Source organism: Zhihengliuella sp. (assembly GCF_031178195.1).
Classification (GTDB): domain Bacteria; phylum Actinomycetota; class Actinomycetes; order Actinomycetales; family Micrococcaceae; genus Zhihengliuella.
This window is the reverse complement of sequence record NZ_JAPSJL010000003.1, coordinates 457,909-483,389: the sequence shown is the minus strand read 5'-3', so window position 1 is coordinate 483,389 and position 25,481 is coordinate 457,909. Positions and strand designations below refer to the sequence as shown.

The following is a 25,481-nucleotide window of genomic DNA, read 5'->3' as shown; positions in this document are numbered from 1 at the left end:
TATCAACAAACTTGGCACACTATTGAGTTCTCAAACAACAGACACCCCGGACTACCACAACCAGGACCATTCATCCCGACCGCTTCGCTCCGAAGCAACTCGAATACCTTACCCGCATCCCCCCGCCGATGCAAACCGCAGAACCTGCGACCCGCACCACACCGGAGAACCCGCAACCCCCTTTCCCCGCCACCATTCCCAGGGCGTTCGAGAACACCCGCCGAAACGGTTCAGAGAAAAAGGAAAAAAGGGTTCCGCCACCGCTTCGATCCTCAGCCCCGGATCTCTCCGTGCTGTCCTCGTCGCGACGACTCGAAATACTCTACACAGAAACCAGCACCCCGCAAAATCGGGGTGAACGCCCGGGCGTGTCGTCCCAGAATCCGCGGTATTCCGGGCTTCTCCCCCTCAGCTCCGCTGCGGGACGTCGCAGCCCGCCGCCCGGGAACGACCGAGGGACCGGCTAGGCGGTGACCTCGATCATCGCCTGGTTCTTCTTGCCGCGGCGGAGCAGGAGGAAGCGTCCGTGCATCAGCTCCTCGCGGGCGATGACGGTCTCCGGGTCGGCGACCTTCGTGTTGTTGACGTAGGCGCCGCCGTCGGCGACGGCGCGGCGGGCGGCCGACTTCGAGTCCACCAGACCCGACGCCAGCAGCAGTTCGACGATGTTCAGCTCGCCGGCGTACTCGGCGCTCGGCAGCTCGGCCGTCGCGGCGCGCAGCGTGGACTCGTCCAGCTCGGTGATGTCGCCCTTGCCGAACATGGCCTGCGACGCAGCGATGACCTTCTCCGTCGCGTCGACGCCGTGGACGAGCGCGGTGACCTCCCAGGCGAGGCGCTTCTGCGCCTCGCGGGCGAAGGGGCGCTCCGCCGTCGCGGTCTCGAGCGCCTCGATCTCCTCGCGGCCCAGGAAGGTGAACACCTTGAGCCGCTCCGCGACATCGGCATCTGCGGTGTTCAGCCAGAACTGGTAGAAGGTGTACGGCGAGCACATCTCCGGGTCGAGCCAGATGGCGTTGCCCTCGCTCTTGCCGAACTTGGTCCCGTCCGCATTGGTGATGAGCGGGGTGCCGAACGCGTGCACCGACCGGCCCTCGACCTTGCGCACCAGCTCGGTGCCCGCGGTGAGGTTCCCCCACTGGTCCGAGCCGCCGGTCTGCAGCACGCAGTCGTAGTCGCGGTAGAGCTGCAGGAAGTCCATGGCCTGCAGGATCTGGTAGCTGAACTCGGTGTAGCTGATGCCCTCGTCGGAGTTCAGGCGCGCGGCGACGATCTCCTTCTTGATCATCGTGCCGACGCGGAAGTGCTTGCCGACCTCGCGCAGGAAGTCGATGGCCGACAGCGGGGCCGTCCAGTCGAGGTTGTTGACCATCCGGGCGGCGTTCGCGCCCTCGAAGGAGAGGTAGTTGGCGACCTGGGCCTCCAGCTTGCGCACCCACTCCCCCACGACCTCGCGGGTGTTCAGGACGCGCTCGGCGGTCTGCCGGGGGTCCCCGATGAGACCCGTGGAGCCGCCGACCAGCCCGAGCGGGCGGTGTCCGGCCAGCTGGATCCGGCGCATGTTCAGCAGCTGGACCAGATGCCCCAGGTGCAGGGACGGAGCCGTCGGGTCGAAGCCGACGTAGTAGGTGATCGGGTCACCGGCCAGCAGTTCCTCGAGCGCGGCCTCGTCCGTGGACACGTGCACGACGCCGCGCCACTTGAGCTCCTGCCAGATGTTCTCGAAGCTCGGATCGTTCTTCTGCTGCGCCAGAACGGCGTTGGATTCAGTCGGTGACACGCGCCTTAACGTAGCAGTTCCGGGAACGGGTTCAGGAACCCGGCTCGAAACCTTCCGGCACCGATTTGGCGGCGATCACCCGCAGCCGCTGGGTCGCGCGCGTCATCGCGACGTAGAGGTCCCCGAGCCCGCCGTCGGCCTCGGCGACGAGGTCCTCCGGCTCGAGGAGCACGACGACGTCGAACTCCAGTCCCTTGGCCTCGTGCGCCGTGGTGACGACGACGTCCTGCTCGACCCCGCCGGACCCGATGCCGACCCGCCGGCCGAACAGCCCGACGGCAGCGCGCCGCGCCTGGGCGAGGAGTGTCCTGGGCGCGATGACGGCCGTCAGCCCGCCCTCGGCCTTCTCCACCTCGCCGGGCAGGACCTCGGCGAGGTGCGCGACGACGTCGTTCCCCTCCACGTGGTCCACGACCGGCGGCCACTGGCCGTCGCGGACGGCCCGCGGCGTGGAGACCGTCAGCCCGGCGCGCTGCGCCACGCGGGCGGCCGCCTCGGCGATCTGGGTGGGCGTGCGGTAGTTGACGGTCAGCTCCTCGAGCCGGAACCGGTCCCCCACGAACGGCTCCAGGGCGCCGTCCCAGCTGGTGGCGCTCGCGGCCGAGGACGCCTGTGCGATGTCCCCCACGACCGTGAAGGACTTCATGGGGCACCGGCGCATCAGCAACCGCCACTGCATCGGCGAGAGCTCCTGGGCCTCGTCGACCACCACGTGGCCGTACGCCCAGGTGCGGTCCAGCCGCGCGCGCTCGGCGGCGCTCACGGCGGGGCCGGTCTCGCGGTTGAAGTCGAGCAGTTCGTCGGCGGTCACGAGGCCGTCGTTGCCCTTCTCCTCGAGCATGGCGTTGGTCGCCTCGATGGTGGCCTCGGCGAGCTCCCGGTCCCGCTTGGAGGCCTCCGCGGCGTGCCCGGCGGCCTCGGCGTAGTCGCCGAGGAGCTCGGCCGCCTCGTCGAGCAGCGGGACGTCGGCCTCGGTCCACGGGGCGTCCGCGGGACGCAGCAGGGTGAGGACCTCGCGGGCGCTCAGGTGGGGCGCGGCCGCGACGAGCTGCTCGGGTCGGGAGAGCAGGTCCGCGATCAGCTTCTGCGGGGTGATGGGCATCCAGCACAGGTTCAGCGCGATCCGCACGTCGCGCGCGGCGCGCACGTCCTCCACGAGGTAGGAGCGGTCGGCCTTGTTCCCACCGCCCGAGGACTCCTCGAGCTTCGCCTCCAGCTGGTCGGCGAGCTCCTTGACGAGGGACTTGACGAACGTCGCGCGGGCCTCGTTGTAGGGCTTGCCGGTGGCCCGGGCCTTGTCGCGGGCGCGCTTGACCTGCTTGACGGTCAGCGTCAGCGGCGTCCCCTCCACGACGACGCGGCGATCCCCCTGCGGGAGCCGTTGCCGGCGGGCCACGGCGCGCTTGACGGCGTCGGCCATCCGCAGATCGCCCTTGAGGCGGCCGGCCTCGCGGGACGGCTCGGCGACGGCGTCGACGCCCGGCATCAGCTGGCCGATGCTGGCCATGACCACGCCCGTCTCGCCGAGGGAGGGCAGCACGCGCTCGATGTAGCGCATGAACGACTGCGACGGGCCGACCAGGAGCACGCCGGCGGACTTCAGCCGCTCGCGGTGCTCGTAGAGCAGGTAGGCGGCGCGGTGGAGCGCCACGGCGGTCTTGCCGGTGCCGGGGCCGCCCTGGACCACGAGGACGCCCGACATCGGGGTGCGGATGATCCGGTCCTGCTCGGACTGGATGGTGGAGACGATGTCCCCCATCCGGCCGGTGCGGCGCTGGGTGAGAGCGGCCAGCAGGGCGCCCTCGCCCTGGTGCACGGCCACCTCGTCGAGCAGCGTCTCGTCCAGCACGTCGTCCTCGAGCCCGACGACGCCGCGGCCCTTCAGGAGCAGGTGACGGCGGCGGCGCACGCCGAGGCGCTCGTGGGCCGTCGCCTGGTAGAACGCGCCGGCCTCCGGGGCGCGCCAGTCGATCATGAGCCGGCGCTGCTCCTGGTCCGTCAGGCCGATGCGGCCGATGTAGCGCGTCGCCCCGGCCTCGAGCGCCTCGAGGTCGACGGCGTCGTCGCCGGAGGCGCCGGCGAGGTCGACGCCGTCCATGTCCAGCCGGCCGAAGACCAGGCGCTCCTCCACGGCGTTCAGCTGCGCCAGCCGGTCCTCGTAGAGCGTCGCGTAGGAGTCGCGCTCGGACTGATTCTGCAGGGAGCCGACGGCTCCCTGGCGGCGGATCCGGGCCAGCTGCTCCGTCTTCTCCGCGCGCAGCTCGTCCAGCCGCCGGTAGAGGGTCGCCACGTGCTGGCGCTCGCGGTCCAGATCCGTCGTCGAATCCAAGTCCGAGGCTGACGTCGGTACGTCGACCATGGATGCTCCTGACTGAAGGTGAAGCGGAAATGAAGGGCGTACCAGTCTACGCCGTCGTACCGGGGCCCCGGGTGCAACGCGGCCGGAGGCCGGATCTGCCGGCTCGGCGCCACGCGGCCGCAACCGGACGGACCGCGCCGGCCGCGCCCTCGGAGTGCCCGACTAGACGCGCTGGAGCGCGTGGACCTCGTGCGGTGCGAGCCTCTCGCGGCCGCCGAGCCCGTCGAGCTCAAGCACGACGCCGATGCCGACCACCTCGGCGCCGGCGCGCTCGACCAGGCGCACGGCCGCGCCGACCGTCCCACCGGTGGCGAGGACGTCGTCGAGCAGGAGGACCCGGGTGCCGGGGGCGATGTCGTCGCGGTGCAGCTCGAGCGTCGCGGTCCCGTACTCGAGCAGGTAGTCCTCGGTGTGGACCTCCCGGGGCAGCTTGCCCTTCTTGCGGAGCGTGACCATCCCGGTGCCGGCTGCGTAGGCGCCGGCGGCGGCCAGGACGAAACCGCGGGCCTCGAGCCCGGCGATGACGTCGAACCGCCCGGCGAAGGGGGCGATGACCTCGTCGACGATCCGCTTCAGACCCTCCGCGTCGGCGAAGACCGGCGTCAGATCCTTGAAGGAGATCCCCGGGCGGGGATAGTCCGGGACGACGGCGGCGAGCCGGTCGAGCAGGTCGGCGATAGGTTCCTCAGAGTTCTGCACGGTAGAAGATTCTAGCCGCGCGGCCCGGCGGCGCCTGCCGCTGCGCCGCCCGCCGGGCGGCCGCCGGACTCTCTGCGCCGGACCGCGGCCGGGCGGTAGCGGGAGACGGAGCGCTCTCCCTCGAGCCAGAACCGCCACGGGTACTCGGGGCCGCCGCCGGGCCCGGAGACGCCGGTGCGCGGACCCGTGGAGTGCAGCGGTGCCCGGTCCGCGACGTGCTCGAGGGCGATCGTCCCGACGCCGTGGATGCCCGCGGTGCCGTGGTCGACTGGCAGCCCGGTGTGCTCGAGGGTCAGGCCGAGCGCCTGGGCCAGCCGGGCCGGACCGCTGGCCAGCTGCGGGCCCGGCGCGCCGGCCCGTCCCCGCCGCGCGACGGCGGTGTCGACGCCGGAGACGACCTCGCCGGCGCGCATGAGGACTGCCGAGGCGGTGCCGTCCGTCCCGCAGACGATGTTGGCGCAGTGGTGCATGCCGTAGGTGAAGTACACGTACAGCGTGCCCGGCGGGCCGAAGAGCGCCGAGTTCCGGGCCGTGCGGCCGCGGTAGCCGTGCGAGCCCGGGTCGATGCCGCCCTCGTAGGCCTCCACCTCGGTGAGGCGGATGGAGACCGTGCGCCCGTCGACGCAGGTGGAGACCGTGCTGCCCAGCAGGCGCGGGGCCACGACGCGGGCCGGTTCGGCCAGGAGGTGCGCGGTTGCGGAGCCTGTGTGCGTCATGGCCCCAGCGTACCCAGGGCCGACCTCCTCGGGGCCGGCCTCCTCGGGGCCGGGCGCTCAGGCCCCGGCGGCGTACTCCCGCAGCGGGGCGGCCTGGCGCTTGAGCTCGGCCAGCTGGGCGTCGACGGCGGTGGGTCCGGTGCCGCCCTGGGAGCTGCGCGAGTTCAGCGAGCCCTCCGTGGTGAGCACCGAGCGGACGTCCGCGGTCAGTTCGGGCGAGATCGCCGCGTACTCCTCGTCGGTGAGATCCCAGAGCTCGACACCGCGGTTCTCGGCGGCCTGGACCGCCGCCCCGGAGAGCTCGTGCGCCTCGCGGAAGGGCACGCCCTGGCGGACCAGCCACTCGGCGATGTCGGTGGCCAGGGCGAAGCCCTGCGGCGCCAGCTCGGCCATCCGCTCGGTGTTGAAGGTCAGGGTGGCCACCATGCCGGAGACCGCGGGCAGCAGGAGCTCGAGGGTGTCGGCGGCGTCGAAGACGGGCTCCTTGTCCTCCTGCAGGTCGCGGTTGTACGCCAGCGGCAGTCCCTTGAGCGTGGCCAGCAGGCCCGTGAGGTCGCCGATGAGGCGTCCCGACTTGCCGCGGGCGAGCTCGGCGACGTCGGGGTTCTTCTTCTGCGGCATGATCGACGAGCCGGTCGAGTAGGAGTCGTGCAGCGTCACGAACGACGCCTCCTTGGTGGCCCAGAAGATGACCTCCTCGGAGATCCGCGAGAGGTCCACGCCGATCATCGCGGAGACCCAGGCGAACTCCGCGAACACGTCGCGGGAGGCGGTCCCGTCGATCGAGTTCCACACGGCCGAGTCGAAGCCCAGCTCGGCGGCGACGGCGTTGGGGTCCAGGCCGAGGGAGGAGCCGGCGAGCGCGCCGGAGCCGTACGGGGAGACGGCGGCGCGGCGGTCCCAGTCGGCGAGCCGCTGCACGTCGCGCAGCAGGGCCCAGGCGTGGGCGAGCAGGTGGTGGGAGAGCAGGACGGGCTGCGCGTGCTGCAGGTGGGTGCGCCCGGGCATGGGGGCGTACGGGTGCGCCTCGGACTGGGCGATCAGCGCGTCGACGACGTCGAGGACGCCGCGGGCGATGATCCGCGCGTGATCGCGCAGGAACATCCGGCCCATGGTGGCGATCTGGTCGTTGCGCGAGCGGCCGGCGCGCAGCTTGCCGCCGAGGGCCGGCCCGGCGCGCTCGATCAGGCCGCGCTCCAGCGAGCCGTGCACGTCCTCGTCGCTCTCCGACGGCGTGTAGGCGCCCGAGCGGACGTCGGCCTCGAGCCGGTCGAGCGCGTCGATCATGCCCTCGAGCTCGTCGTCGGTCAGGAGCCGGGCCCGGTGGAGGACCCGGGCGTGCGCGCGGGAGCCGGCGATGTCGTAGGGGGCCAGGCGCCAGTCGAAGTCGGTGGACTTGCTCAGGGCGGCGAGCGCGTCGGCCGGACCGCCCGCGAAGCGGCCTCCCCAGAGGGAGCCCTCGTTGGTGGCCTGGGACTTGGCGGATTCAGCCTGGGAGGACATGCCGCTCCTTTCGGTGCCGGCGGGGCCGGCGTCGAGGACGTGCCACGGCCAGCGTGGCAAACTTATTCACTAGTGTACATAACTATGCATTGCAGGCGCTGCCCTGCGCGGTCCGGCTAGGCCTGGTCGGCGAGCGCCAGGAAGCGCGCCGCCACATCCTCGCCGCCGGCGGGGTCGCGGGTGATGATCATGACCGTGTCGTCGCCGGCGATGGTGCCGAGCACGTCCGGCATGATCGAGTGATCGATCGCCAGGGCCAGCCAGTTCGCCGCGCCCGGAGGGGTCCGCAGGACCACGATATTCGCCGAGGCCTCGGCGGTCACGAGCAGTTCGGCGCAGAGCTTGGCCAGGCGCGCGTCGAGGACCTCCTGCGCGACGGCGGTGCGGGGCCCGCGGTCGCCGCCCTCGCTACGCACCGCGTAGACCAGGCCGCCCTCGTTGCCGCGCACGCGGATCGCGCCGATCTCCACCAGGTCGCGGGAGAGCGTCGCCTGCGTGACCTGCAGCCCCTCGGCGGCGAGCAGCTGGGCCAGCTCCGCCTGCGAGCGCACGGACTCGACCGCGAGGATGGCCTTGATCCGTTCCTGACGGGCCGTCTTCGTGGACGGCTGCCCCTTGGCGACCCCGTCCGCGTCGACGCCCCGGTCCCGGGTGCCCGCCTCGTCGGTGCTCACGCCGATCGCTCCTGGCCGGCGCGGGCCAGACCGGCCGTCGCGGCCTCGGCGAGGCCGGACTTCGCCAGCAGCCACGCGAGCAGCGCCTTCTGGGCGTGCAGGCGGTTCTCCGCCTCGTCCCAGACCACGGACTGCGGGCCGTCGATGACGTCGGCGTCGATCTCGTAGCCGCGGTAGGCGGGCAGGCAGTGCAGCACGATCGCCCCGTCGGAGGCGAGCCGCAGCGCGTCCGCGGTGAGCGCGTAGTCGCGGAAGAGCTCCTGCCGCTCGGCCTTCTCGTCCTCCTGGCCCATGGAGATCCAGGTGTCGGTGGCGACGACGTCGGCCCCGGCGAGCGCCTCGGCCGCGTCCTCCGTGACCGTCACGGAGCCGCCCGTCTCGGCGGCACGGGCGCGCGCGGCGGCCACGACGCCGTCGGCCGGGAGATAGCCGGCCGGGCCGGCGACGCGCACGTGCATGCCGGCGGTGACGCCGGCCAGCAGGTAGGACGCGGCCATGTTGTTGGCGGCGTCGCCGACGTAGGTCATGGTCAGCCCGGGCAGAGCACCCTTGTGCTCGCGCACGGTCAGCAGGTCGGCAAGCAGCTGGCACGGGTGGTAGTCGTCGGAGAGGGCGTTGATCACCGGGACGGTCGAGTGCGCCGCCATCTCCTCCAGGCCGGCCTGGGCGTACGTGCGCCACACGACCGCAGAGACCATGCGGCTGAAGACGCGCGCGGAATCGGCGAAGGACTCCTTGTGCCCGAGCTGGGACTCCCCCGGGTTGATGATCAGCGGGTTCCCGCCGAGATCGGCGATGCCGGCCGCGAAGGAGACGCGCGTGCGGGTGGAGGTCTTGTCGAAGACGACGGCGACCGTCTGCGGTCCGGCGAGCGGCTGGTACGCGAAGCGGTCCGCCTTCATCGCCGCGGCGAGGTCCAGGATCTCGGCCTGCTCGGCCTGCGTGACGTCGGTGTCGGCCAGGAAGTGGCGCAGCGTGGTGCTCATGCGTTCTCCTTCGCGGTCCGCTCGAGGGCGGTCCGGTAGATGGTGGGCAGCGCGTCGGTGAAGCGCCGCAGCTGGTCGGCGGCGATGTTCAGCGGCGGGGCCAGGCGCAGGGTGCGCGGGCCGGGGGCGTTGATGATGAAGCCGGCGTCGAGGGCGGCGGTGACGACGGCGGGGGCGATCTCCTCGGCGAGGTCGAAGCCGAGGAGCAGCCCGTACTGGCGCACGTCGGTCACGACGTCCAGGGCGCGCAGGGCGTCGGCGGTCTGGGCGCCGACGCGGTGGACGTGGCCCAGGAGGCCGCCGGACTCGATCGCGTGCAGGGTGGCCAGGGCCGCTGCGGTGGCCACCGGGTTGCCTCCGAAGGTGGTGCCGTGCTGCCCGGCCGTCAGCAGGGAGCTGGCCTCCGGGCCGAACGTGACGAGCGCGCCGATCGGGAATCCGCCGCCGAGTCCCTTGGCGAGGGTCATGGCGTCAGGGAGCACGCCCTCGGAGGCGAACCAGGATCCCGTGCGCCCGATGCCGGTCTGCACCTCGTCGAAGATCAGCAGCGCGCCGGCGGCGCGCGTGATCTCGCGGGCGGCGGCCAGGTAGCCGTCGTCGTACCCGCGCACGCCGGCCTCGCCCTGGACGGGCTCAATGAAGACGGCGGCCACGGTCTCGTCGACGGCGGCGCGCAGGGCGTCGGCGTCGCCGGCGGGCACCCACTCGACACCGCCGGGCAGCGGCTCGAACGGCTCCCGGTAGGCCTGCTTCCAGGTGAGCGCGAGGGCACCCATGGAGCGGCCGTGGAACGCGTTCTCGAGCGCTACGATGCGGGTGCGCCGCGGGGCACCGTCCCCACCGGCGTTGCGGCGGGCGAGCTTGAAGGCGGCCTCGTTGGCCTCCGTGCCGGAGTTCGCGAAGAACACCCGGGACCCGGCCGGCGCCTGGGCGAGCTCCAGGAGCTTCTCAGCGAGGGCGATCTGGGTGGGGCTGGTGAAGAAATTGGACACGTGGCCCAGGGTCGCGAGCTGGCTGGTGACCACGGAGGTGATCAGCGGGTGCGCGTGGCCGAGCGCGTTGACCGCGATCCCGGCGAGCAGGTCCAGGTACTCCTTGCCGTCCGCGTCCCACACGGTGGAGCCGGAGCCGCGAACCAGGACGCGCTGCGGCGTGCCGAACACGCCCATCAGCGACTCGCCGTAGCGGGCGAGCAGCTCCTGCCCCTGCGCGGCCTCCGGGCTTCCCGGTGCGGCGGCGCGGGGCCGGCGCGGTGCGGTGGCGCCGATCCCGGTCAGGTCGGCGGCGGTCAGATCGGCGGCGGTGAGGTCCGCTGCCGTCGGGTCGACCGGCTCCGGGGCGCCGGTGGCAGCGCCGGACTGATGCTGCGGGGCGGTGCCGTCGGTCGGGCTCACTGGTCGGCCTCCTCGGCGTCGGGGACGAGCTCGGTGCCGATGCCCGCGGTGGTGAAGACCTCCAGGAGCATCGAGTGCGGCTGGCGGCCGTCGACGATCGCCGCCCGTCCGACGCCGGCGTCGACCGCGGCCAGGCAGGCCTCCATCTTGGGGATCATGCCGGACTCCAGGCTCGGCAGCAGGGCGCGCAGCTCGGCGGCCGTGAGCGAGGAGATCAGCGAGTCGCGGTCCGGCCAGTCCGCGTAGAGTCCCTCGACGTCGGTGAGGATGACCAGCTTGGAGGCACCCAGCGCCCCGGCGAGCGCGGCGGCGGCCGTGTCCGCGTTGACGTTGAGGACCTCGCCGGTGGGGCCGCCGTCGTCGTGTACCTCGGGGGCGACGGAGGAGATGACGGGGATCCGGCCGGCGGCGAGCAGGTCGGTGATCTGGCCGGGCTCGACGCCGACCACCTCGCCGACGAGGCCCAGGTCGACGGGCTCGCCGTCGACGACCGTCCCGGTCCGGCGGGCGCGCAGCAGCGCGCCGTCCTCGCCGGAGAGTCCGACGGCGTAGGGCCCGTGGGAGTTGATCAGGCCGACCAGCTCGCGCTGGACCTGACCGGTGAGCACCATGCGCACCACGTCCATCGCCTCGGGCGAGGTGACACGCAGGCCGCCGCGGAACTCGGACTCGATGCCGACGCGCTCGAGCATCCGGTTGATCTGCGGGCCGCCGCCGTGGACCACCACAGGGTGGATGCCGGCGTGGTGCAGGAACACGATGTCCTCGGCGAACGCGCGCCGGAGGGCGTCGTTGACCATGGCGTTGCCACCGTACTTGATGACCATGGTGGTCCCGGCGTAGCGCTGGATCCACGGCAGGGCCTCGATGAGGGCCTCGGCCTTCCGCTGGGCGCTCGGGAAGTGCTCCCGGCCGTGGAGCGTCGGGGCGGCGGGGCGTGCCGGCGCGGTGGTGGCGTCGTGTTCCATGGTCTCCCTAGCTGCTGTAGGCGGAGTTCTCGTGCACGTAGTCGTGCGTGAGATCGTTGGTCCAGATGGTGGCCTCGGCGTCGCCGGCGGCCAGGTCGATCTCCACGGTGACCTCCCGGCCGGAGAGATCCACCAGGTCGCGGTCCTCGCCGACGCCACCGGCGCGGCAGACCTGCACCCCGTTGATGGAGACGTTCAGCCGGTCGGGCTCGAACGCGGCGTCGGTGGTGCCGACGGCGGAGAGCACGCGGCCCCAGTTGGGGTCCTGCCCGAAGATCGCGGTCTTGAAGAGGTTGGAGCGTGCGACGGCGCGGCCGACCGTCTCGGCGTCGGCCTCACTCGCGGCGTTGAACGTGCGGATCGCGATGTCGTGGGCGGCACCCTCGGCATCGTGGATGAGCTGCAGCGCCAGGTCGGTGCAGACGGCGGTCAGCCCGGCGGCGAACTCGTCCGGATCGGCCGGGGCGCCGGCGGCCCCGGAGGCCAGCAGGACCACGGTGTCGTTGGTGGACATGCAGCCGTCGGAGTCGGCGCGGTCGAAGCTGACCCGCGTGGCCGCGCGCAGGGCCCGGTCCAGCTCCGCCGGCTCGACCGCTGCGTCGGTGGTGAGCACCACGAGCATCGTGGCCAGGCCGGGCGCCAGCATGCCGGCGCCCTTGGCCATCCCGCCGATGCTGTAGCCCGTGCCGGCGAACCCGGACTGCTTCGGGACGGAGTCGGTGGTCATGATCGCCTCCGCCGCGGCAGCCCCGCCGTCGTGCCCGCCGCCGGTGCCGAGCGCCTCGACGGCGGCGTCCACGCCCGGGAGGAGCCGGTCCATGGGCAGCTGCACGCCGATCAATCCGGTGGAGCAGACGACGACGTCGGCCGCGCTGACGCCCAGCCGCTCGGCGGCGTGCTCGGCGGTGCGGTGCGTGTTGCCGAAGCCCTCCGGCCCCGTGCAGGCGTTGGCGCCGCCTGAGTTCAGGACGACGGCGTCGGCGCGCCCGTCGGAGACCACCTGGCGGGACCAGTGCACGGGCGCGGCGGCCACGCGGTTGGAGGTGAAGACGGCGGCGGCGTACTTCAGCGGTCCGTCGTTGACGACGACGGCGACGTCGGGCCTGCCCGTGGACTTCAGCCCGGCGGGGACGCCGGCGGCGCGGAAGCCGGCCGGGGCGGCGATCCCGAAGGGGCCCTGCTCCGCCGTGGCGGTCTGCGGGAGTGCTGGGGTGCTCATGCGGTTCCTCCTGCGCCCTACGGGGCGAGTCCTTCGAAGTCGAGGCCCGCCAGCTCCGGCAGGCCGAGGGCCAGGTTCATGGACTGGACGGCGCCGCCGGCGGTGCCCTTGGTCAGGTTGTCGATCGCGGCGACCACGATCACGCGGCCGATCCGCTCGTCGAACGCCAGCTGCAGGACGGCGTGGTTGGAGCCCAGGACCTGCTTGGTGGACGGCCACTGCCCCTCGGGCAGCAGGTGGACGAACGCCTCGCCGGCGTAGGCCTCCTCCCACGCCGAGCGCAGCTGCGCCGCCGTCGTGCCCGGCCGGACCCTCGCCGTGGCCGTGGTGAGGATGCCGCGCGGCATCGGGGCCAGCGTGGGCGTGAAGGAGACGGTGACCGGGCCCCCGGCCGCGCGGGAGAAGCCCTGCTCCATCTCCGGGGTGTGGCGGTGGCTGCCGCCGACGCCGTAGGGGCTCATGCCGCCCATGGACTCGGAGCCGAGCAGGTGCGGCTTCAGCGCCTTGCCCGCACCGGACGTACCGGACGCGGAGACGATCACGACGTCGTCGGGCTGGAGGAGCCCGGCGGCGAACCCCGGCACCAGGGCCAGCTGGGCGCTCGTCGGGTAGCACCCGGGCACCGCGATGCGGCGCGCCCCGACCAGCTGCTCGCGGGCCCCGGGCAGCTCGGGCAGCCCGTACGGCCAGGTCCCGGCGTGGGGCGAGCCGTAGAACTGCTCCCACGCGTCGGCGGACTCGAGCCGGTGGTCGGCGCCGGCGTCGATCACCAGGACGTCCTCGGGCAGCTGCGCGGCGATCTCCGCGCTGGCGCCGTGCGGCAGGGCCAGGAACACGACGTCGTGCCCGGCGAGGTGCTCGACCGTGGTGTCGACGAGCTCGCGGTCGGCCAGACCGAGCAGGTGGGGCTGGAGGGAGCCGAGGCGCTGCCCGGCGTTGCTGTGGGCGGTGATCGCGCCGATCTCGACCTCGGGGTGGCGGCTGAGCAGACGGAGGACCTCTCCCCCGGCGTAACCGCTGGCTCCGGACACGGCAGCTGAAATCGTCATGGCCCCACCATAGTCGTTTCTATGCACGGTCGCTAATAATTATTCATTGCGACGCGCGGCGGGCGGTCCCGGCTGCCCACCCAGTAAGGTGGCGGCATCGCATCCGAGTGGTTGGAGGGAACTTGCCGTACGCCGTACACGTCCCGCAGGCCGGGGACCCGGAGGTCCTCGAACGCGTCCAGCTCACGCTGCCGGAGCCGGGTCCGGGCCAGCTGCTCGTGGAGGTCGCCGCCGTCGGCGTGAACTTCATCGAGACCTACCAGCGCTCGGGTGTCTACCCGGTCGAGTACCCGTTCGTGCCGGGCAGCGAGTGCGCCGGCACGGTGGCCGCCGTCGGCGACGGCGTCACGGACTTCGCGCCCGGGGACCGCGTCGCCACCGCCGAGGCCGACGGCGCCTACGCCTCGCACGTGCTCCTGGATGCCGGGCGCGCCGTGCGGGTGCCCGACGGCGTGGACCTGCAGACCGCGGCGGCCGTCCCGCTGCAGGGCTTCACGGCGCACTACCTCGTCCACTCCACGTACCAGGTGCGCGCGGGCGACGTCGTCCTCACCTACGCGGGTGCCGGCGGCGTCGGCGGCCTGCTCACCCAGATGCTCAAGCGGCTCGGGGCCACCGTCATCACCACCACGTCGACCCCGGAGAAGGCGCGCCTGGCCGCCGAGGCCGGCGCCGATCACGTGGTCGGGTACAGCGAGGTGGAGGCGACCGTCGACGAGGTCACGCGCGGCCGCGGGGTGGACGTGGTGTACGACGGCGTCGGCAAGGCCACGTTCGAGACCTCGCTCGCCGCGCTGCGCAAGCGCGGGACGCTCGTGCTCTTCGGCGGCGCGTCCGGCCAGGTCCCGCCCTTCGACCTGCAGCGGCTCAACGCCGCCGGCTCGCTGTTCGTGACCCGGCCCAAGCTCGGCGATCACCTGCTCGACGCCGACGAACGCGCCTGGCGCGGCCGCGACGTCTTCGGGCAGGTCGCCTCCGGCGAGCTGAAGGTGCGGATCGGCGGGGCCTACCCGCTGGAGGAGGCCCGCCGGGCCCATGCGGACCTCGAGTCGCGGAACACCACCGGCAAGCTCGTCCTGATCCCCTGAGGGAGCCGGCCTGAGAGACGAGGTTGGAGCCGGCCTCGTCAGGGCCGGCTTCAACGGAACGGCTCCGACGAGCCGCTCAGCGGATCGCTCAGCGGACCTCGTCCACCACGACGGCCGCGAGCAGTCGGCCGAGACTCGCGACCTCGCCGGGCGTGTCCTCGCCCGTGGCGAGGACGGTGACACCGACGGCCGCCAGGGTGCCGGCGCGCTCGCGGCGCTGGGCCACCTCGGTGGCGAGCCGTTCCGGCTCGACGACGTCGGTTCCGATGCCGACCGCCTTCCCGCGGGCGGTGAGCAGCGCCCAGCGCCGCCCCGCCTCGATGCGGCGCCGGCTCCTGGGCAAGAGCCGCAGGGCGGCCTGCTGCGTGGCGGTGAAGAGGTCCAGTTCCTCGCCGAACGGCGGGCACAGGCCCACGCCGATCCGCTGCCCCGCCGCCGCGAAGCCGACGAGCAGCCATCCCTCCGCCCGCGCGTAGCTGATCGGCCGGTCGCCCGGCTCGCCGTCGACGCTCAGCGCGGGGATCCCGTGGGTCGTCTCCCCGCAGCGCGGGCAGTGGCCCGTGAGGCCGATGCGCTCGGGCCGCCCGGCCGCGTGCGGCAGCACGGCGGCCGCCGCGAAGCGCGCGCCGAGCCGTCCCGCGACGAAGTCGCGCCGGGACGGGCCGTCGTCGTACTCCGCGGCGCGGTCGCGCTCCGCGGGTGTGAGCCAGTCCCCCGGCAGGCCGGCCGCGAAGCTCAGCGGCAGCGCGGCGAGTCGGACCCCGGGGATGGCGGCCATGCTAGGCGCCGTCCCGGACGCGGCGAGCGGTGGTGACGGTCATATCACTACCCTAGCCGCGGCGGGCGCCGGGCGGCAGGGCGGCGCCGGGCCGAATCCCTCGCCGGCCCGGCGGCCTACTGGACGTCGGAGATGTCGGCGACCCTGGCCTCGAAGAGCCGGAGGATGTCGTCCCCGTGGACCGTCAGGCCCGCCCCGTGCGCCCCGGCGCCGATCGAGACGCGCCGTCCGACGAGATGCTCGTCCGCCACCACCGGCAGCGGGACGCTGGTCCCGAACGGTGTGATGGTGCCGCGCTCGTAGCCGGTGACCCGGCGCGCGACCTCGGCGTCCGGCATCGACAGGCGGCTCGTGCCCAGGAGGGCACGGACCTTGGGCCAGGAGAACCTCCGGTCGCCGGGGATCAGCACCAGGAGGTAGTCCTCGTCGGAACGGCGCAGGACCAGGGTCTTGATCAGGTCCCGCGGCTCGATGCCCCGTGCCGCCGCGGCCTCCTCGAGGCTGCCGACGGGGCCGTGCCGCGTCACTTCGAAGTCGATGCCGGCCTCGCGCGCCGCGCGGACGGCGGGCGTCTCGAGTTCAGTCATGCCGCCAGCCTAGTCCTCCGCCTCCGCGCGCACTCCCCCGGCGCCCGCCGACCGTGCCACGTCCTGGTGGGCCAGGCGCCGCATGGCGGCGATGACCGGCTCGTACAGGGCGGTGCCCAGCACCACGTGCTCGATGGACCGCGCCGCCTCGCCGGACGGCACGTGCGCGACGTCGTACTCCGCCATGGCGCGCACGTGCTCCGCGTAGCAGCGGGCCCGCTCGGGGCTGATGCCCAGGCCGACGGACTCCGCCGCGGCGAGGGCGTCCTCGAGCTGGGCCATGGCCGTGCTCTCGGGATCGATGTGCTCGCCGATCTCCCGCGCCACAGCCGCCGCGCGGGGGTAGGGCCCGTGCCGGTCCTCGGCGATCGCGGGCGGCAGCGCGGCCACCGCGCGCCCGAGCGAGGCCACGGGGTCCGGCGACGGCTCGTCGATGACGGCCACGACCGTCCGCACGCCGGCCAGCGGGAGGCCGGCGGTGTCCCGGAGGGCGCGGATGAGCGCGAGTCGGCGGACATGCTCCTCGCCGTAGAGCGACAGCTTCGCCCCGACCGCGCGCCCCGGAGGCAGCAGCCCCTCGCGCAGGTAGTACTTCACGGTCGCCAGCGGGACACCCGTGCGCTCAACCAGTTCGGAGATCCGCATTCCACCCCTTGTCATGGATAGCTCTGCTATCTATCGTAGATAGTGCTGGTACCCAACGCTACGGCAGCGTCCATTCCCACGGAAGGCACTTCGATGGAGCCCGCGACCCTCACCCTGGCCGGCATCCTCCTGCTGGCCCTCATCACGGTCGAGTCCGGCGGCGCGTTCCTGCTGCGCGTCACGACCGGCGGCCACCCCGCCAACGACCTCCAGAAGAACTGGTACCGCGCCGGGCACGCGCACGCCGCGGTCCTCCTCGTCCTGTCCCTGGCGATCCTGCCGTACACCGACGCCTTCGACCTGCCCGCGTGGGCCACCTGGCTCGCCCGCTCCGGGGTCCCCGTGGCGGCCATCCTCATGCCGGCCGGCTTCTTCCTCGGGGTGCTGGGCAAGGATCCGCAGCGGCCCGGCCGGGCCGCTGTCCTCGTGCCGATCGGAGCCGCGGTCCTCACGGCGGGCCTGCTCGCCGCCGGCATCGGGGCCCTCGCCGCCGGGCGGGCCTGAGCACCCGCAGACGGCCCTGCCCGCGGGCGGCACCACCTGCGAAAAACACAGGGCGGCGGGCCGATGCCCGCCGCCCTGTGGCACGCGCCGTGATCGGGCGCCCTCCGTGATCGGTTGCGCTACGTGGTCGGTTGCGCTGCCTCGCAAGGAGCGGTGCGCCGTCGTACGACGCCGCAGGCGCCCCCTACCGCTGGACCGCCCCGTGACGCTCGGCGGCCAGCGCGACGGCGGCGGCGCGCGCCTCCGAGGCCTCGTCCGCCGTCAGCGTGCGGTCGGCCGCGCGGAACCGGAGCCCGAAGGCCAGCGACTTCCGCCCGTCCTCGATGCCGGCGCCCGAGTACACGTCGAACAGTGCGACGTCCTCGAGCAGCTCGCCGGCGCCCTCGCGGAGGGTCTCCAGCACGTCCCCGGCGACCGTGGCCTCGTCCACGACGAGCGCGACGTCCTGCGTGGTGACCGGGAAGGTGGAGATGGGACGGGCGACGACGACGTCGGCCGCCGCCTCCATGAGCGCCTCCAGATCCAGCTCGAACGCCGCCGAGCGAGCCGGGAGGTCCTGCTCCTTGAGCAGGCCCGGGTGCAGCTCGCCGGCGAAGCCGATGTGCTCGCCCGTGCGCAGCGACAGCCGCGCGGTCCGGCCCGGGTGGAACGCCTGGTGGCGGCCCTGCGCGGCGACGACCTCCACGCCGAGCAGCTCGCCGACGGTCAGTGCGACATCGAGCGCGTCCGACCACTCCCACGGCCGCGGCGCGTAGCCGGCCGCCGGGGGCGCCTCGTGGCCGGTCAGCACGCCGCCGAGGTGCCAGGGCTGCTCCGGGATGCCGGCGTAGAGCTCGTCGAGGACCTCGTCCGCGGGCTTGGCGCCCAGGGGCGGCAGAACCGCGGAACCGAGCTGCTCGCCGGGTTCGAAGACGAGGCCGGCCTCGAACAGCGCCAGGTCGCGGAAGCCGCGGGCGTGGTTGCGGCGCGCCGCCTCCAGCAGGCCGGGGAGCAGGGAGCGGCGCAGGTAGCCGAACTCGGAGGAGATCGGGTTCGCCAGCTTCACCGCCGGCACCTCTTCGCCCTCGACGGGAGTGCCGAACCGGTTGTTCTGGGCCGTGGAGACGAACGGGTAGTTCAGCACCTCGGTCAGTCCGGCGTCGGCGAGGCCCTGGAGGACACGGCGGCGCTGCTGCTGGGTGCGGGTCAGGCCGCGGCCGGGGGGCGCCACGGGGAGGGTCGCGGGGATCTGGTCGTACCCGACCAGCCGCGCGATCTCCTCGACGAGGTCCTCCTTGATGGCCAGGTCCGGCCGCCAGGTGGGCGCGGTGACGCGGAGGCCGGCGTCGTACTCCTGGACGTCGGCACCGATCCCGGCGAGCGCCGACACCTGCTGCTCGCGGGTGTAGTCGATCCCGATGAGGCGGGCCGCGAATCCGTCCGGCAGGTCGATGACCGCCGGCTCCGGCCGCACCTGGACGTCGGTGACCGTGGTCTCGGCCGTGCCGCCGGCCAGCTCGACGAGCAGGTCGGCGGCACGCTGGGCGGCGACGTCGGCGAGCGCCCAGTCGACGCCGCGCTCGTTGCGCTTCGACGCCTCGGACGGCAGGCGGTGCCGACGACGGGTCCGGCCCATCGAGATGGCGTCGAAGTGCGCGGACTCGATGAGCACGGTCGACGTCCCGTCGCCGACCTCGGTCTCGGCGCCGCCCATGACGCCGGCGAGGCCGATGGCCCCGCGGTCGTCGGTGATCAGCAGGTCCTCGGTGGAGAGCTCGCGCACCTTGCCGTCGAGGGTCTCGAGCTTCTCGCCCGGGTTCGCGCGCCGGACGACGATCGGGCCCCGGAGCTTCTCGGCGTCGTAGAAGTGCAGCGGCTGACCGAGCTCCAGCATGACGTAGTTCGAGATGTCCACGATCAGCGAGATGGAGCGCATGCCGGCGAGACGCAGGCGGGAGGCCATCCACGGCGGCGTCGGGCGCGTCGGGTCAACGCCGCGCACGGTGCGGGCGACGAACCGGTCGCATCCGGCGGTGCCGTAGATCGGCGCCTGGTCCTCGAGCCGGACCGGGTAGTCCTCGCCAGTGGGCTCGTCCACGCTCACGCGGGAGACGGGGTCCACGAACGCGGTCCCGGTGGCGAGCGCGTACTCCCGGGCGACGCCGCGCAGGGAGAAGCAGTAGCCGCGGTCGGGTGTCACGTTGATCTCGGCGGCCTCGTCGTCGAGCCCGAGGAGCTCGAAGATGTCCATGCCGATCTCCGGGTCCAGCCCGAGATCGGAGAGGACGATGATGCCGTCGTGCTCGTCGCCGAGACCGAGCTCGCGCGCGGAGGCGATCATGCCGGCCGAGACGTGGCCGTAGGTCTTGCGCGGGGAGATCCGGAAGTCCCCGGGCAGGACGGCGCCGGGCAGCGTGACGACGACCTTGTCGCCGACCTCGAAGTTGTGGGCGCCGCAGACGATGCCCTGCACGCCGGAGGGGTCGATGCCCTCGCCGGTCAGGGTCTGCTCGGCGCCCTCCGGGACGACCCGGACCTGGCACCAGTTGATGGTCTTGCCGTTCTTCTGCGGCTCCTTCTCGAGCGAGAGGACCTGCCCCACGACGATCGGCCCCGACAGCTCGTCGGAGGGACGGTGGACGTCCTCCTCCTCGAGACCGACCCGGACCAGGTCCGCCATGACGTCCTCGGCCGTGGCGTCGGCCGGTACCTGCGCGAACTCGCGCAGCCAAGAGAGCGGAATACGCATGGGTTAGATCTCCATCCCGAAGTGCTGGCTGAAGCGGACGTCGCCTTCGATCATGTCGCGCATGTCGTCGACGTCGTTGCGGAACATGAGGGTGCGCTCGACGCCCATGCCGAACGCGAACCCGGTGTACTCCTCCGGGTCGATCCCGGCGGCCCGCAGGACGTTGGGGTTGACCATGCCGCAGCCGCCCCACTCGATCCAGCGAGGGCCGCCCTTGGCGCCGGGGTGCCAGATGTCCAGCTCGGCGCTCGGCTCGGTGAACGGGAAGTAGGCCGGGCGCAGGCGGATCCGCGCCTCGGCCCCGAACATCTGGCGCGCGAAGTGCTCGAGCGTCCCGCGCAGGTCCGCCATGGTCAGACCCTGGTCGACGGCGAGGCCCTCGAACTGGTGGAAGACCGGCGTGTGGGTGGCGTCCAGCTCGTCGGTGCGGAAGGTGCGCCCCGGGCACAGGACGTACAGCGGCAGGTCGCGCTCGAGCATGGAGCGGACCTGGACCGGCGAGGTGTGGGTGCGCAGCACCAGGTGGGCATCCGCCGGCTCGATGAAGAAGGTGTCCTGCATCTCGCGTGCGGGGTGGTCCGGCTTGAAGTTCAGCGCGTCGAAGTTGAACCATTCGGAGTCGACCTCGGGGCCCTCCGCGATCTCCCAGCCCATCCCGACGAAGATGTCGGAGACACGGTCCTGCAGGATCGAGAGCGGGTGCCGGGCCCCGGCACGACGGCGGCGCGGGGCCGCCGTGACGTCGACGGTCTCCTCGACGAGGATGCGCGCGGCCTCCTCCTCCTCCAGCACCGCGGTGCGCTCGGCGAGGGCCTTGTTCACCCGGCCGCGGGCGGCACCGACGAGCTTGCCGGCGACGGCCTTCTCGGTTTTGTCCAGCTGGCCGATCTGCCGGTTGGACAGTGCCAGCGGCGACTTGTCGCCGGTGTGGGCCAGGCGGGCCTGCTTCAGCTCGGCCAGGTTCCCGGCGGCGGCGATGGCGGCGAGGGCGGCGTCGACGACGGCGCCGACGGCGGCCTCGTCCGTGGGGTGCGGCACCGCCGGAGCGCCTTCTTGGATTTCGGGTGCGTCGGCGGTCGCCGACGTGGCGTCAGACATGGGTGAGTACAGCCCTTTGCAGTTTCCGATGGAGGTGTGGTGGATTCCCGCCCAGTCTAGAGCAGGGGCCCCACACGAGTTGAAACCCGACGGGAACGACGACGTCGCGCGGGCGGATCGCAGGGCGGGTCGCCGCACGGGCGGCGGCGAGGGCCGCGGGGCGGCGTTCCGGCGGGCGGACCGGCCCGGTAGCGTGGGGCCATGCCGACCCGATGCCCCGCCCCGATCGAGTGGGGTCGGGTGCGCGCCGCGCTCAACTGGGCCAACCTCACGACGCCGCTCGGCCTGGCGATCGCCCGGGCCGCGCGCTGCCGGGTCCGCCCCTACGCACCGGGGGCCGCTCGGCCAGCCGGACTCTGGGTGGCGGAGGGGTTCGAGGGGCCGCTGCCCAGGGCGGCCGCGTTCACCGTCGGCAGCGTCGTCGTCCTCCGTCCCGCCGTGGGCGCGCCCGAGCACCGGCCTGACCTGATGCGGCACGAGGCCGCGCACGCGACCCAGTACGCACTGTGCGGAGGCTTGCCGTTCCTGCCGCTCTACTTCGCTGCGGCCGGATGGTCCTGGCTGCGGACCGGCGATCCGGCCTCCCGGAACGTCTTCGAGCGCGCGGCCGGACTGCAGCGGGGAGGCTATTGCGAGGCACCGCCCATCCCCTGGCGGCGGCGCGGCCGGCAGCTCGCCGCCGCGGCGCGGGGGACGGGTCGTCGGTCGCGGAGCAGGCCGCCGCGCTAGTCCTCCGACGACGCGGAGCTGACCGGCATGTCGTCGCCCGGGTGCCGCGCCTCGTGCATCGACACCTTCGCGGCGATCTCCAGCGCGCGCGCCATGGCGCCGACGGTCCACGCCCCACTCACGGCTTCCTCGGTGTCGGCCCCGTCGGGATAGGGCGTTCCCTCGGCCGGGACGTGGATGAACCCCGCCACCCGCGGTGCTCCGGCGCTGGCGTGGTGCATGAGCTCGAAGAAGGCCTGGTTGCAGACGTACCGCCCCGCCGAGTCGGACCGCTCCGCCGGCAGTCCGGAGAGCTCGAGCTTGGCGAGGATCCGCTCCAGCGGCAGCGTGCTGGGGTACTCCTCCGGCGCCCCGGGAACGCAGGGGACGCCAACCGGCTGCGCGCCGGCGTTGTCCGGGATCCTCGCCTCGATGCGGTTGACCGCGACCTCCTCCAGCGAGATGCGCCGGCGCTCGGCGGCGACCCCCGTGGCGAGGACGACGTCGGCGTTCGTCTCCTCCACGGCCTCGCGCAGGCGCCGGCCGGCGAGGCCGAACGTGCAGGGCAGGACGACCGCGACCGCGTCCGTCCCCTCGCTCATGAGCTGATGCGCGGCCAGCTGGGCCGCCTCGGCGGAGGGATTCGTCTCGGCGCCGTCGAAGGGCTCGAAGCCGGTCAGGAGGATCATCCCGCCATGCTAGCGCGGCCGTCCCGGATTCGAATTCGAAGATCCACTGGACGCCGCATTCGAAGATGTGTTCTAATGAATGCGTGAGATGGGAAGCTCAGCTGGTTCGGTCCTCGACCGGCCAGCCGGATGCGGGCACCGGCCGGGTGTCCCCCAAGGCCCAGGCTGTCCAAGCCGAGGCCGGTGTCCCGCATCTGCACCCTCTCGCCTCCGGCGCCGGAGGTCCCGGCGCCGACCAGGTCTCGACGGAGCCGCTGATCCAGCTGCCGAACGTCCTGCGCACGGTGCGCTCCCCCGAGTTCGAGGGGATGACGTTCCACGAGGTCGTCGCGAAGAGCGCCCTCAACCGCGTGCCCGAGTCCTCGAACATGCCGTTCCGCTGGACCGTCAACCCCTACCGCGGCTGCACCCACGCGTGCGTGTACTGCTTCGCGCGCAAGACGCACACCTATCTGGACCTCGACTACGGCCGCGACTTCGACTCGCAGGTCGTCGTCAAGCGGAACGTCGCCGAGGTCCTCCGCGCCGAGCTGCGGCGCCCGTCCTGGGGGCGTGAGCACGTGGCCCTGGGCACCAACACGGACCCGTATCAGCGGGCCGAGGGGCGCTACCGTCTCATGCCGGACATCATCGAGGCCCTCTCCGCCTACGGCACGCCCTTCTCCATCCTCACCAAGGGGACGCTGCTCGCGCGCGACGTCGACCTCCTCGCCCGCGCGGCCGAACGCGTGCCCGTGGGCGTGGGACTCTCGATCGCTATGACCGACGACGCGCTCAGCGCGCGCGTCGAGCCCGGGACGCCGTCGCCGACCGCCCGGCTGCGCCTGCTGGAGCGGCTGGCGGGTGCCGGCGTCGACTGTCACGTCATGGCGATGCCGATCCTGCCGTGGCTCAGCGACTCTGACGCCGCGCTGGACTCCTTGTTCGAGCGGGTCAGCTCCGCCGGCGCGTCCCGCATCACCGTCGGCGCCCTGCACCTGCGCCCCGGCGCCCGCGAGTGGTACTTCGCCTGGCTCACCGAGCAGCGGCCGGACCTGGTCCCGCGCTACCGGGAGGTCTACCGGCGCGGGGCGGTGGCCTCGAAGGAGTACCGCAGCTGGCTGACCGGGAAGGCCTCCGGACTGAAGCGGCGCCACGGCCTGGGATCGGCCGGCTGGCGCAGCAGCGTCACGGAGGACAGTCTCGGCGGTGGGACCGCTGGTGGAGGCCCCGGCGGCGGCACGCGGACGGCCGGCCCGGTCCACGACCGCACGGGTGCGGCCCGTGCCAGCGACGCGGCGACAGCCCCGCTGCCCGGCCAGGCGGCCCTCTTCTAGGCTCCCGAGACCAGAGGGGCGGAGCGCAGAGCCGCGAGAACCGGGCCCCGAGCACCGGGCCGCGAGAACAGGACCCCGAGCACCGGGGCGCGGGAACAGGGCCCCGAGAACAGGGCCCCAAGCGCCAGTCATCCCCGCCCGTCGGCGGGACCGGACCCCTCCTCGTTCCCCGGGACGCCGCCCTCCTTCTCGACGCCGCCGTCCTTCTCGACCAGGGAGTGCAGGCCGCTGCGCGGCTCCGCCGGATCCGGGTCGTCGACGCCGGCCGGGCGGCGGTGCCGGACCAGCGCCAGGGGCACGGTGACGAGCGAGAACGCGGCGCAGGCGAGCAGCGCGGACGGGAACGACCAGCCGGCTGCGAGCGCTCCCACGAGGACGGATCCGAGTCCGGTGCCGGCGTCGAACCCCACGTTCCACACGGCGCTGGCGACCCCGTAGTCGCGACGGCGCACCACCGCGAACGACTCGACGAGCGTGAGGTTCTGCAGCCCGCCGTAGCTGATGCCCACGACGGCCATCGCGACGATCAGCGCGGCGATGACGGTCTGCTCGGGATCCTCCACGGCCCAGGCGCCGAGCGCCAGTCCCGCCATCGTGAGCACCACGAGCGGCAGGATGAAGGGCCGGGCCCCGAAGCGGTCCACAAGGCCGCCGAACCCCCACCGGCTCACCGCGGCGGTGAGCGTGAGCAGCAGGAGTCCGATGGCCGTCGCACCGGGGTTGGAGCTCATCTGCGGGGCGAAGGTGATGAACGCCCCGCCGGCGAGGGTCACCGCCAGCAGCAGGGCCATCGGACGGGCCAGCGGCAGGAAGCGGCGGGCGGTCTGGACCTCGTCGGCCGGGTGCTCCGGAGCCGCCGGCAGGGCGCCGAGGTGCCCGGCGAGGCGGAAGGCGGGCAGGATGCTCAGCAGCGGCAGCGCGCCGAGGAGGAACACGGGCCAGAAGCCCACGTTCTGCGCGATCCAAGGGGCCGCCGGCAGGAGCACGACCTGCGGCACCGCGATGGCGAGCCCGTAGGCGCCGACGGCCTTGCCGCGGCGGGCCGGCTCCACGAGCTCGGCGACGGCTGTGCTGCCGGAGACGGTCAGGATGCCGAATCCGAGGCCGCGGACCGCGGAGAGGGCCAGCACGCTCGGCAGGTCGGCGGAGAGCGCGAACACCAGCGGCGGCGCCCCGAGCAGGACCATCCCCGTGGTCAGCACGGCTCCCCATCCGAAGCGCCGCAGCGCCCAGGGCACGAACGGCTGGGCGAGCACGGTGAAGAGCATGAGCATGCCGTTGACGAGTCCGGCCCCGTCGGTGCCGGCACCGCCCTCGAGCGTCCAGAGCGGTGCCGTGGGCATCAGGACGGAGAAGCCAGAGAATCCGAACGCGGTCATCAGCAGGAGGGCGGGCATACCGGGCATGCGCCACACGGGCGGCGGCGACGCTTTTTCGACCATGCCCTCGATTGTGCCAGCCCGGGAGCGCAGGTCAGGACCGGGACGGCTGGGTCGGCCCCGGCCGGGGCGCCCTCAGGAGGTCTGGTCGAGCAGCGCCTCGACGATGGGCAGGTCCGCCGGGATCCAGTCGACCGCCAGCGCCCTGCGGTCCAGCGGCAGCCAGCGCAGGAGGTCGTGGTCCTCGCGCGGGAGGGGCTGTCCGGCGTCGGCCTCCGCGAACCAGACCCGCATGGCGGCCCGGCCGGCGAGGGGCCAGCCCTGCGCCAGCGGCCCGGCGATCTCCGCGCCCAGGCGCGCGGTCACCCCGAGTTCCTCCGCGAGCTCACGCACCAGCGCCTGCTCGCAGGTCTCCCCCGGGTCCACCTTGCCGCCGGCGAACTCCCACAGCCCGGCCAGCGCGGCGGGGCGGGTCCGGCGGGCGACGAGCAGCCGGGTCGGCGCCTCGAGTCGGTCCACGAGCGCGGCCCCCACGATCTGCCGGAGCCGCTCGCCGGTGTCCGCGTCCCCGCCGGCGCCGCCGTCGTGCATGCCGTCGCCGGCAGGCGTCTGGC

General features: G+C 73.3%; 23 protein-coding genes. 4 read left to right on the top strand and 19 right to left on the bottom strand.

Annotated elements, in window-relative coordinates:
- Positions 1–463: 463 nt before the first annotated feature.
- From tyrS to argC, 11 genes are all read right to left on the bottom strand, one after another.
- A complete protein-coding gene (tyrS, locus tag RIN46_RS07350) occupies positions 464–1,780 on the bottom strand; it encodes a tyrosine--tRNA ligase (protein ID WP_309080134.1) in 1,317 nt (438 codons plus the stop codon).
- 31 nt (positions 1,781–1,811) lie between these two features.
- Positions 1,812–4,139: a UvrD-helicase domain-containing protein gene (locus tag RIN46_RS07345; RefSeq protein WP_309080135.1), complete on the bottom strand. Its 2,328-nt coding sequence runs from the start codon at positions 4,137–4,139 to the stop codon at positions 1,812–1,814.
- A gap of 162 nt (positions 4,140–4,301) precedes the next feature.
- Positions 4,302–4,838 carry an adenine phosphoribosyltransferase gene (locus RIN46_RS07340; protein WP_309080136.1) on the bottom strand — a complete coding sequence of 179 codons (537 nt, stop codon included), beginning with the start codon at positions 4,836–4,838 and terminating at the stop codon, positions 4,302–4,304.
- 11 nt (positions 4,839–4,849) lie between these two features.
- Complete coding sequence (locus tag RIN46_RS07335; protein WP_309080137.1) at positions 4,850–5,554, bottom strand: DNA-3-methyladenine glycosylase; 705 nt, start codon at positions 5,552–5,554, stop codon at positions 4,850–4,852.
- A 57-nt stretch (positions 5,555–5,611) separates the two neighbouring features.
- Positions 5,612–7,057 carry an argininosuccinate lyase gene (argH, locus tag RIN46_RS07330; protein WP_309080138.1) on the bottom strand — a complete coding sequence of 482 codons (1,446 nt, stop codon included), beginning with the start codon at positions 7,055–7,057 and terminating at the stop codon, positions 5,612–5,614.
- A gap of 116 nt (positions 7,058–7,173) precedes the next feature.
- Positions 7,174–7,731 carry an arginine repressor gene (locus tag RIN46_RS07325; protein ID WP_309080139.1) on the bottom strand — a complete coding sequence of 186 codons (558 nt, stop codon included), beginning with the start codon at positions 7,729–7,731 and terminating at the stop codon, positions 7,174–7,176.
- Positions 7,728–8,717: an ornithine carbamoyltransferase gene (gene argF, locus RIN46_RS07320; RefSeq protein ID WP_309080140.1), complete on the bottom strand. Its 990-nt coding sequence runs from the start codon at positions 8,715–8,717 to the stop codon at positions 7,728–7,730. The genes RIN46_RS07325 and argF overlap by 4 nt, the downstream gene beginning before the upstream one ends.
- Positions 8,714–10,111 (bottom strand): acetylornithine transaminase, encoded by a 1,398-nt coding sequence (locus tag RIN46_RS07315; RefSeq protein ID WP_309080141.1) that lies wholly within the window; start codon positions 10,109–10,111, stop codon positions 8,714–8,716. Before RIN46_RS07315 ends, argF begins: the two co-directional genes overlap by 4 nt.
- Entirely contained in the window at positions 10,108–11,079 is a 972-nt protein-coding gene (gene argB, locus RIN46_RS07310; RefSeq protein WP_309080142.1) for an acetylglutamate kinase, read from the bottom strand. Before argB ends, RIN46_RS07315 begins: the two co-directional genes overlap by 4 nt.
- A gap of 7 nt (positions 11,080–11,086) precedes the next feature.
- On the bottom strand, positions 11,087–12,298 hold the full coding sequence (gene argJ / locus RIN46_RS07305; RefSeq protein WP_309080143.1) for a bifunctional glutamate N-acetyltransferase/amino-acid acetyltransferase ArgJ: 1,212 nt from the start codon (positions 12,296–12,298) through the stop codon (positions 11,087–11,089).
- A gap of 17 nt (positions 12,299–12,315) precedes the next feature.
- Positions 12,316–13,347, bottom strand: coding sequence for an N-acetyl-gamma-glutamyl-phosphate reductase (gene argC, locus RIN46_RS07300; protein ID WP_309080144.1), 1,032 nt, complete (start codon positions 13,345–13,347; stop codon positions 12,316–12,318).
- A 122-nt stretch (positions 13,348–13,469) separates the two neighbouring features.
- Here argC and RIN46_RS07295 point away from each other — a divergent pair, with 122 nt between their 5' ends.
- The gene (locus tag RIN46_RS07295) at positions 13,470–14,435 is read left to right on the top strand and encodes a quinone oxidoreductase (RefSeq protein WP_309080145.1); all 966 of its coding nucleotides are present in this window, start codon (positions 13,470–13,472) and stop codon (positions 14,433–14,435) included.
- Positions 14,436–14,523: 88 nt separating this feature from the next.
- Here the strand turns inward: RIN46_RS07295 and RIN46_RS07290 are convergent, their stop codons facing one another.
- From RIN46_RS07290 to RIN46_RS07280, 3 genes are all read right to left on the bottom strand, one after another.
- Complete coding sequence (locus tag RIN46_RS07290; protein WP_309080146.1) at positions 14,524–15,213, bottom strand: hypothetical protein; 690 nt, start codon at positions 15,211–15,213, stop codon at positions 14,524–14,526.
- Between the two features lie 116 nt (positions 15,214–15,329).
- The gene (locus RIN46_RS07285; protein WP_309080147.1) at positions 15,330–15,800 is read right to left on the bottom strand and encodes a YbaK/EbsC family protein; all 471 of its coding nucleotides are present in this window, start codon (positions 15,798–15,800) and stop codon (positions 15,330–15,332) included.
- A 9-nt stretch (positions 15,801–15,809) separates the two neighbouring features.
- On the bottom strand, positions 15,810–16,445 hold the full coding sequence (locus tag RIN46_RS07280; protein ID WP_309080148.1) for a MerR family transcriptional regulator: 636 nt from the start codon (positions 16,443–16,445) through the stop codon (positions 15,810–15,812).
- Positions 16,446–16,538: 93 nt separating this feature from the next.
- On the opposite strand from RIN46_RS07280, the gene RIN46_RS07275 reads away from it, so the two are divergent.
- The gene (locus tag RIN46_RS07275) at positions 16,539–16,949 is read left to right on the top strand and encodes a hypothetical protein (RefSeq protein WP_309080149.1); all 411 of its coding nucleotides are present in this window, start codon (positions 16,539–16,541) and stop codon (positions 16,947–16,949) included.
- A gap of 184 nt (positions 16,950–17,133) precedes the next feature.
- Here RIN46_RS07275 and pheT read toward each other — a convergent pair whose 3' ends face one another.
- Positions 17,134–19,677, bottom strand: a complete 2,544-nt coding sequence (gene pheT / locus RIN46_RS07270; protein WP_309080150.1) for a phenylalanine--tRNA ligase subunit beta — start codon at positions 19,675–19,677, stop codon at positions 17,134–17,136.
- Positions 19,678–19,680: 3 nt separating this feature from the next.
- Positions 19,681–20,775, bottom strand: a complete 1,095-nt coding sequence (gene pheS / locus RIN46_RS07265; protein WP_309080151.1) for a phenylalanine--tRNA ligase subunit alpha — start codon at positions 20,773–20,775, stop codon at positions 19,681–19,683.
- 201 nt (positions 20,776–20,976) lie between these two features.
- On the opposite strand from pheS, the gene RIN46_RS07260 reads away from it, so the two are divergent.
- The gene (locus RIN46_RS07260; RefSeq protein WP_309080152.1) at positions 20,977–21,504 is read left to right on the top strand and encodes a hypothetical protein; all 528 of its coding nucleotides are present in this window, start codon (positions 20,977–20,979) and stop codon (positions 21,502–21,504) included.
- Here the strand turns inward: RIN46_RS07260 and RIN46_RS07255 are convergent.
- Positions 21,501–22,172 carry a pyroglutamyl-peptidase I gene (locus RIN46_RS07255; RefSeq protein WP_309080153.1) on the bottom strand — a complete coding sequence of 224 codons (672 nt, stop codon included), beginning with the start codon at positions 22,170–22,172 and terminating at the stop codon, positions 21,501–21,503. The two genes, RIN46_RS07260 and RIN46_RS07255, sit on opposite strands and share 4 nt — an antisense overlap.
- Positions 22,173–22,255: 83 nt before the next feature.
- Between RIN46_RS07255 and RIN46_RS07250 the strand changes: the two genes are divergently transcribed.
- A complete protein-coding gene (locus RIN46_RS07250) occupies positions 22,256–23,488 on the top strand; it encodes an Rv2578c family radical SAM protein (protein ID WP_375141838.1) in 1,233 nt (410 codons plus the stop codon).
- Between the two features lie 128 nt (positions 23,489–23,616).
- On the opposite strand, the gene RIN46_RS07245 is transcribed toward RIN46_RS07250, so the two are convergent.
- Together RIN46_RS07245 and RIN46_RS07240 are read right to left on the bottom strand one after the other, a co-directional pair.
- Positions 23,617–24,930: an MFS transporter gene (locus tag RIN46_RS07245; RefSeq protein WP_309080154.1), complete on the bottom strand. Its 1,314-nt coding sequence runs from the start codon at positions 24,928–24,930 to the stop codon at positions 23,617–23,619.
- Positions 24,931–25,002: 72 nt separating this feature from the next.
- Positions 25,003–25,458 (bottom strand): NUDIX domain-containing protein, encoded by a 456-nt coding sequence (locus RIN46_RS07240; protein WP_309080507.1) that lies wholly within the window; start codon positions 25,456–25,458, stop codon positions 25,003–25,005.
- Positions 25,459–25,481 lie beyond the last annotated feature (23 nt).